Annotated in this window: 6 protein-coding genes; 4 read left to right on the plus strand and 2 right to left on the minus strand. The window is 45.8% G+C overall.

What is annotated here, in order from left to right:
* The first annotated feature begins 3 nt into the window (after positions 1 to 3).
* On the plus strand, positions 4 to 2,121 hold the full coding sequence (locus tag EXU57_RS22545) for a heavy metal translocating P-type ATPase (RefSeq protein ID WP_133270526.1): 2,118 nt from the start codon (positions 4 to 6) through the stop codon (positions 2,119 to 2,121).
* Between the two features lie 75 nt (positions 2,122 to 2,196).
* Complete coding sequence (locus tag EXU57_RS22550) at positions 2,197 to 4,107, plus strand: ATP-dependent DNA helicase RecQ (protein WP_243745693.1); 1,911 nt, start codon at positions 2,197 to 2,199, stop codon at positions 4,105 to 4,107.
* 59 nt (positions 4,108 to 4,166) lie between these two features.
* Here EXU57_RS22550 and EXU57_RS22555 read toward each other — a convergent pair whose 3' ends face one another.
* On the minus strand, positions 4,167 to 5,723 hold the full coding sequence (locus EXU57_RS22555; RefSeq protein ID WP_243745694.1) for a helicase HerA-like domain-containing protein: 1,557 nt from the start codon (positions 5,721 to 5,723) through the stop codon (positions 4,167 to 4,169).
* 164 nt (positions 5,724 to 5,887) lie between these two features.
* On the opposite strand from EXU57_RS22555, the gene EXU57_RS22560 reads away from it, so the two are divergent.
* Positions 5,888 to 6,289, plus strand: a complete 402-nt coding sequence (locus EXU57_RS22560) for a DUF3592 domain-containing protein (RefSeq protein ID WP_133270527.1) — start codon at positions 5,888 to 5,890, stop codon at positions 6,287 to 6,289.
* 368 nt (positions 6,290 to 6,657) lie between these two features.
* On the opposite strand, the gene EXU57_RS22565 is transcribed toward EXU57_RS22560, so the two are convergent.
* The gene (locus tag EXU57_RS22565) at positions 6,658 to 7,029 is read right to left on the minus strand and encodes a co-chaperone GroES family protein (RefSeq protein ID WP_133270528.1); all 372 of its coding nucleotides are present in this window, start codon (positions 7,027 to 7,029) and stop codon (positions 6,658 to 6,660) included.
* Positions 7,030 to 7,205: 176 nt separating this feature from the next.
* Here EXU57_RS22565 and EXU57_RS22570 point away from each other — a divergent pair, with 176 nt between their 5' ends.
* On the plus strand, positions 7,206 to 7,919 hold the full coding sequence (locus tag EXU57_RS22570) for a response regulator transcription factor (protein WP_133270529.1): 714 nt from the start codon (positions 7,206 to 7,208) through the stop codon (positions 7,917 to 7,919).
* Positions 7,920 to 8,062: the final 143 nt, after the last annotated feature.

The following is an 8,062-nucleotide window of genomic DNA, read 5'->3' on the forward strand; positions in this document are numbered from 1 at the left end:
ACTATGGAAAAGGTAAATTGGAAAGTAGAGGGCATGACGTGCAGCAATTGCGCACTTTCCGTAAATAAAGTACTCACCAGGCAAGGTATGAAGGATGTTGCGGTAAATGCAATCACCGGCGACGTGGCCTTTAATACGACTGATACAAATGGTTCGCTTGAAAAAGCAAAGAAGAATATCGAGGACCTTGGTTATACCATTGTTGCCGACCATTTGGCGCCGGTGGAAAAAAAGAAAAAATTCCTGGACACCACCTGGAAAAAATTCGTTTTCTGCCTGCCGTTTACGTTGGTACTTATGGCCGGTCACCTCGGCATGTGGGCAGGAATTCACTTTCTGCACAACCCCTACCTGCAACTGGCGTTATGCCTGCCCGTATACATTGTAGGTATGGATTTCTTCGGAAAAAGCGCGCTACGCAGTCTGCGGAGCGGGGTGCCAAATATGAATGTGCTGATCGCCATTGGCGCAACAGCAGCTTTCATATATAGTATTATTGGCACCATCACCAACGACCCATCAAAGATTTTCTATGAAACGGCGGCGTCTATATTAACCATTGTATTTTTTGGTAACTGGCTCGAAGATTTCTCGATCGAAAAAACCCAGAAGTCGATAAACGATCTTACAAAACACCAGGTGGTTATGGCCAATATGATCGCCTACGACGATCAGCATAACGAAAACATCTTCCCAATCGAAAATACTCACCTAAAAGTAGGTGACCTCATACTGGTGAAAGCAGGTGAGCAGGTGCCTATGGATTGCAAGGTGCTTACCGGTGAAGCCGAAGTTAACGAGGCCATTATCAGCGGCGAAAGTCTGCCTGTTTTTAAAAAACAAAACGATGTGCTTATAGGCGGAAGTGTTATCGCTAATGGCACTATTAAAGCTTACGTAACAGCAGTTGGTAAAGACACCGTTTTAAATGGGATTGTTGACATGATGAAACGGGCACAGGGACATAAACCTCCGGTACAGCAACTCGCCGATAAGATCAGCGGAATATTTGTGCCCGTTGTTCTTTCCATTGCCGTTTTAACCATTGCCGGTAATTACTTCCTGGCTGAGCATTCGTTCCAGGAGAGCCTGATGCGATCCATTGCGGTGCTGGTTATTGCCTGCCCTTGCGCCATGGGTCTCGCCACCCCGGCAGCAATTGCCGTCGGTCTTGGCCGTGCAGCAAGACAAGGCATCTTGTACACTGACTCAAAAAGCATGGAACTTTTTAGAACAGTAAAGCAAATGGTATTTGATAAAACCGGCACACTTACTACCGGGCAGTTTAAAGTGTCCGCATATAAACACCTCGAAGGCGATGAAGAAAGTTTTCGCAGGCTCGTTTATTCGCTGGAAAAGTTTTCTAATCACCCCATAGCGAAAAGCATTTCCAGCCAATGGAAAACGACCGATCCGCTTAAGTGGAAGAAAATCGAAGAACTGCGCGGGTTAGGCATGCAGGGGCAGGATAAAGAAGGCAATACTTTTATGATCGGTTCCGGCAAGATACATCCGGCCATCGCCAGTGATGAACACCAGTTGTATGTTGTTAAAAACGGGGCTGTAATCGGCTGGCTCGACATAGCCGATGAAATAAGGCCCGAAGCCGCAGAAGTAATGGCTTTCTGCCGAAAGCACCAGATCAGAACAATCCTGTTGAGCGGGGATACGCCGGACAAATGCAAAGCAGTTGCTGAGCAATTGAACATTGATGAAGTATATGCCGGGCAAACCCCTCAACAGAAACTTGAAAAAATTGATCAACTGAGTTCCGTTGCCCCAACGGTAATGGTCGGTGATGGCATCAACGATGCGCCTGCGCTTGCAAGAGCATCGATCAGCGTGTCATTGAGCGCAGCATCCCAACTCGCCATCCAAAGTGCATCTGTGGTGTTAATGAACAATGGCCTGAAGAAACTACCGATGGCAATGCAACTTGGAAAACACACTTATGGCACGGTAAAGAGCAACCTGTTTTGGGCCTTTCTGTACAACATCATCGCGATCCCCATTGCAGCAGTTGGTTTACTTACACCTACCGCAGGAGCACTTGTAATGGGTCTGAGCGATGTGGTGCTGGCCGGTAACTCACTTTGGTTAAACTGGAAGAAACTCGACTAAGTGCAACATACATTAGCAACTCGGGGTTATTTCTTCAACTAACTTCGCCTAACACCTTAACACTAAATTTTTATCGTGCCTGCCCCGCTGGAACTGCTCAAACTACATTGGGGACACACCGCCTTCAGGTCAATCCAGGAAGAGATCATCACATCAGTACTGGCGGGCAACGACACCCTTGCACTTCTGCCTACCGGTGGTGGCAAGTCGATTTGTTTTCAAATTCCCGCATTGATGCAGCCGGGCCTTTGTCTTGTTATCAGCCCACTTATTGCATTGATGAAGGACCAGGTGGAGCAGCTAAGACGACGGAACATTCCGGCACTTTCCATACACAGCGGAATGACGTTTTTCGACGTTGAAGGGGTGCTTCAGAATGCTGCATTCGGACAGTATAAGTTTTTATACGTTTCACCGGAACGACTCGAGACAAGCCTGTTCAGGTCATTCCTTCCTAGATTAAACATCACCCTGGTTGCTGTAGATGAGGCGCATTGTATTTCGCAATGGGGTTATGATTTCCGGCCAGCCTATCTGAAGATTGTTCAATTAAGAGAAGAGCTGGGAAAGGTTCCTGTTCTTGCATTAACAGCTTCAGCAACGGCTGCAGTACAGGATGACATCTGTTCCAAACTGAATTTTAAACAGTCGAGCATATTCCGGCAGTCGTTTGAACGGCCTAATCTTTCCTACAGCGCGTTCAATGCAGATAGTAAACTCAATAAATTACTCGATATACTAAGGAAAGTTCCGGGCTCCGCCATCGTTTATTGTAACAGGCGTAAACGGTGTAAGGAAATCGCACAGGAACTTGTCCGCAACAATATCGTGGCCGATTTCTATCACGCGGGCTTGTTGCAGGAGGAACGAAATAAGAAGCAGGAAAGCTGGATAAAGAACCGTACAATGGTAATGGTTTGCACCAATGCATTTGGCATGGGGATCGACAAACCTGATGTTAGAACGGTGATCCATATGGATGTACCGGATAGTCTTGAAAGCTATTACCAGGAGGCAGGCCGTGCCGGCAGGGATGGCAACCGCTCTTTTGCGGTATTGCTCTACCGGGAAAGGGAGTTGATGGATCTTGCTCATTCCCCCGAAGTGCGTTACCCGCCCGTCGATGAAATCAGGAAGATATACCAGGCGCTCGCCAACTTTCTTCAACTGCCGGTGGGCGCTGGCGAAGGTCTTTATTTCGAATTCCACCTTAACGACTTTGTGCGGCAGTTTGAACTGGATATTTTCCTGGTGATGGCTGCACTAAAAGCGCTTGAGCAGGATGGGCACCTCACGTTTAGCGAACAGGTGTTTATTCCGGCGAAACTTGGCTTCACCTGCGACAAAGAATCGCTTGACCAGTTTCAGCAGGCGCATCCTGAACACCAGGAACTTCTAAAAACCCTGTTGCGTACATACCATGGCATATTCGACAATGTTGTTTCAATAAGTGAGTCATTGCTCTGCCGGCTTACAGGAATGAACGCGGAAGTGCTACGTTCCAGGTTCGCAATGTTGGAAGGGTTTGGCATTTTGAAATACTACCCGCAGAAGGAAACCCCGCAGGTCTACTTCAACCAGAACAGGGCACCCGCAGCATACCTCAGTTTCAACCAGGCGGCTTACTTCGAAAGAAAGTTACAGTTCAAAAAACGGATCGATGCCATGCTGGCCTATGTGCGCTTACAAGCCGCATGCAGAAGCACTTTCATTGGAAATTATTTTGGCGATACCAACCTGAGCCGCTGCGGAGTTTGCGATAATTGCCTTCAACTTAAAAACCTTCAACTGTCTAAAGAAGACTTCCTGTCTATTCAAACAAAAATTCTTGAAACCATACCAGAATCAGGTATCGAAGTAAAGACACTTATCGACCAGCTTTCGGGCATTAAAAAAGAAAAACTCTGGAAAGTGTTAGACTACTTGCACGCAGAAAAGCTGTTGATTATGCACAACCCTGGTATTGTCAGCCGGGTGCATGCATAATCAAGGAGCTGTTATCCCTTCAATTTATTTTGATGCGCATTCAACAAGCAGTTCCGGTTTTAAAACCAGCTTTTTTTACGGCTGGTGCGTCCGCCAAGTCCGAGCGCACCCAACAGGCTGCGGGTAATTATGTTTGCTGCAGTTTTCCCTACGCTTTTTACCACCGGGTTATCAAAAAATCCGGGTTCTTCTTTGGCAGCTTTCTTACCTGCTTTTGCTTCTTCAATCACTTCCCGTTCGCGAAGCGTTTTGGAGGCAGCCTCTTCTAACTTCTCGTTTAAGATCTCGTAAGCGCTTTCACTGTCTATAACCTGGTTGTACTTGGCAACCAGCTTGCTGTTTTGGGTCAGGCTTTCGATTTCGTTAGCACTTAAGATATCCATCCTGCTGCGCGGCGGCCGAAGCATTACATGTACAAGCGGGGTTGGTATGCCCTTTTCGTTAAGCATTGTTACCAGTGCCTCACCTATGCCCAGGCCGGTTATCAGGTCCTCCGTTTTATAGTACTGGGTTTCGGGGTAGTTTTCAGCCGTTTGTTTTATTACTTTCCGGTCAACGGCGGTAAATGCCCGCAACGCGTGCTGAACCTTCATACCCAACTGGCCAAGTACGCCTGCGGGTACATCCATCGGGTTTTGTGTTACAAAAAATATCCCGATCCCTTTTGAGCGAATGAGCTTGATGACCGTTTCAATTTGCTGCATCAATGCAGCACTGCCTTCCTGGAAAATCAGGTGGGCCTCATCAATAAACATCACCAGTTTGGGTTTGTCCAGGTCGCCTTCTTCGGGCGATACTGCATAAAGTTCAGCAAGCAGCTGCAGCATAAACGTGGAAAACAGTTTTGGCTTATCCTGCAGGTCGGTAACCCTTAAAACGTTAATCACCCCTCTCCCATCGTCACTTATGCGCATTAGGTCATCAACGTCAAAACTGCGCTCGCCAAAAAAAACATCAGCACCCTGTTGTTGCAGTTCTACCACCTTACGCAATATCGTTCCGGTACTTGTAGTTGAAATTTTGCCATAGCTTTTTTCAAGATCTGCTTTGCCTTCATCGCCGATATATTGGAGCACTTTTATAAAGTCTTTCAGGTCGAGAAGCGGCAGCTTATGGTCGTCGCAATATTTAAAAATTATGGCTACAAGCCCGCCTTGGGTATCATTCAATCCAAGGATCTTTGTTAGTAGCACCGGTCCAAATTCAGTTACCGTTGCCTTCAGCTTAACCCCGCCTGAATTGGTTAACGTCATCAGTTCAACGGGGTAGCCCGATGGCGAATAGTTTATACCGATCATGTTGCTCCGCTCGGTAATTTTTTCGTTTAAGGTTCCCGGCATTGCTATACCACTGAGGTCGCCTTTGATATCAAGCAGCAGGGTAGGAACACTTGCGTCGCTTAATGCTTCACTCATCATCTGGAGCGTTTTTGTTTTACCGGTGCCCGTGGCCCCTGCAATCAATCCATGACGGTTCATTGTTTTTAAAGGCAGGAAAACATCAGCACCCGGTACAACTTCTCCGTTAAACATTGCACCTCCAATTTTTACACTATCACCCTTAAATGTATAGCCGGCTGCAATAGCTGCTGCAAACGTTTGTTTATCTGGCATCATCAGAAATTTTTAAGGAAGTTACGATATACGCAAACTTAGGATTTGGGAAATTTTTTATGGACCGGGCAGAATACCACTAATGAAGCTTTACTTGCGTCGCACTCTTGTACGGTTTAACTTTATTGAGCAATGCAACATAACGCATTGAAAATAATCCATCCACTATGCTTTGGTTTCTTGCTGCTTTAATCCTGGGTCTTAGCTTTTACCGGCTTTATATGTATGTGCGTAAAGTAAAAAACTACTACAAGGTGGCTGCAACAATCGTAGGTAATGACATCAAGACTGTAGAAGATCCGCTGATGGGACCAAAGTATTTCTATGCCCCGATTGTTGAATTCACCGATAAATCGGGCGAATTAAAACAGATGATCTGCGGGGAAGACAATCCCGGAAGACCCATATATAAAGATGGAGCAAAACTTACCTTGCTGGTTCATCCCGACGATGCAAGCCGTTTCCTGGTGCACGACTTTGTAAATGGCTACCTCATACCGGTGATCTGGATCATCATCGGTGTAAGCATTGTGCTCATCCCTTACATCTTCCCGGAAACGTTTAAATAGTTTCTCCCTTCAGCTGAAACGGTATATGTAGTGGAGCGTCGCCCGTCCGACTGGCTCAGCCCTGCCGTCTATAATCAATTCCACTTCGATCTCAAACGACATGAGAATTAATAAAACCTTCAGTTTGAAGACCGAAGATGCTTGTTGCTTTGCCGATGAACTGATTGCGACGCCCGTCCGTCTGGCATCCGGGCGGGCAAGGATGATGCTATGAAAAACAATGCTGGTACTTAAAAAAATTTCAACCAAAAAGATGTTGGTAAACCTTAGGCGTAGCTGGGCGGGTAACCAAAGCCGCATCTATGTTACAATAGCTAATCACCAGAAAAAAGCCGTTAGCATTCGACGCTGTTATCCCTGCATTCGCACTATAAGTCTTCTTCGCGCTCGAGCATCAAAATAGCGCCCTGTGGAACAATATAATATTTGTCGCCCTGGTACATTACTTCCGTTGCGCCGCTCAACAGGAAGATTGCAAGATCACCTTCCCTGGCCTGTAACGGTATATACTTTACCTGCTCCTCTTCCGATTTCCAGGGCTCGTTTTCCGCCGGCATCGGAATGGCATAGCCTGGACCCGTCTTGATTACGTAACCTTGTTGCACCTTCTCTTTGTCCTGCACACCAAGCGGAAGATAAAGACCACTTTCGGTACGATCCTCCGGTTTCGCCAGTCGTATCAGTACCCGGTCGCCAATTACCACTACCTTCTTCAATTTATTATCGTTCGTTAGTACCATGCTTTATGCTTTAACCAGCTGCAAAATTACAGGGTTGGCATGCTGTTTATAAAAGTTATTCGTGCACTAAATTGCTGAGACCGCGTAAATAGTGTATTAACAAATATTTACCGGCAACTTGTATAGCTTCGGTGCGATGTTCTAACTTTAATACGTAACTATTCAAAAATAAAATCATGGAATCAAGAAAATACAAAATTCTCCTTTGCGAAGACGATACCAACCTCGGAATGGTACTGAAAAACTACCTTGAATTGAATGATTATGATGTGGTGCTTGAACGTGATGGCCGGTTGGGACTTGCAGCTTTTCAGCGCGAAAAATTTGATATCTGTCTGCTTGATGTAATGATGCCAAACATGGATGGTTTTACCCTTGCTGAAGAGATCAGGGATGTTGACCCGGATATTCCATTATTTTTCCTGAGTGCAAAAACCATGAAAGACGATATTATCCAGGGCTATAAACTTGGCGCCGACGACTACATTACAAAACCTTTTGACAGCGAAGTTCTGCTGCTAAAGATCAAAGTAATACTGAAGCGCAATGAAGAAGAAAACAAAATTAACGAGAACATCCAGTTCGACCTGGGCAGCTATCACTTCAACCCGAAACTTCGTCAACTGAGCCGTGGCACCGTTACCAACACGCTATCGCCAAAGGAAAATGAACTGTTGAAAATGTTGGCTGAGCACAAAAACGACTTGTTGCCACGCGAACAGGCACTTAAGAAAATCTGGGGTAGCGATACTTACTTTAATGGCAGAAGTATGGACGTATACATTGCCAAACTCCGTAAATACCTGAAAGACGATCCGGATATCGAAATTGTAAACATCCATGGTAATGGCTTCAGGTTGGTTGCACCGGTTGCACCTGCCGAAGCTTAGCAGCATTGTTTAAATAATCAAAAAGAGGCCGTCTCAAAACTAAAGTTTGAGGCGGCTTTTTCTATTAGGCTGTATACGTTCCTATACTACTGTGAATTTTTCTATCTATATTCTCGTTGATCCTTTCTGGTTGTTATGCTTTA

It is taken from the genome of Segetibacter sp. 3557_3 (genome assembly GCF_004354985.1).
In the GTDB taxonomy this organism is placed as follows: Bacteria; Bacteroidota; Bacteroidia; order Chitinophagales; family Chitinophagaceae; genus Segetibacter.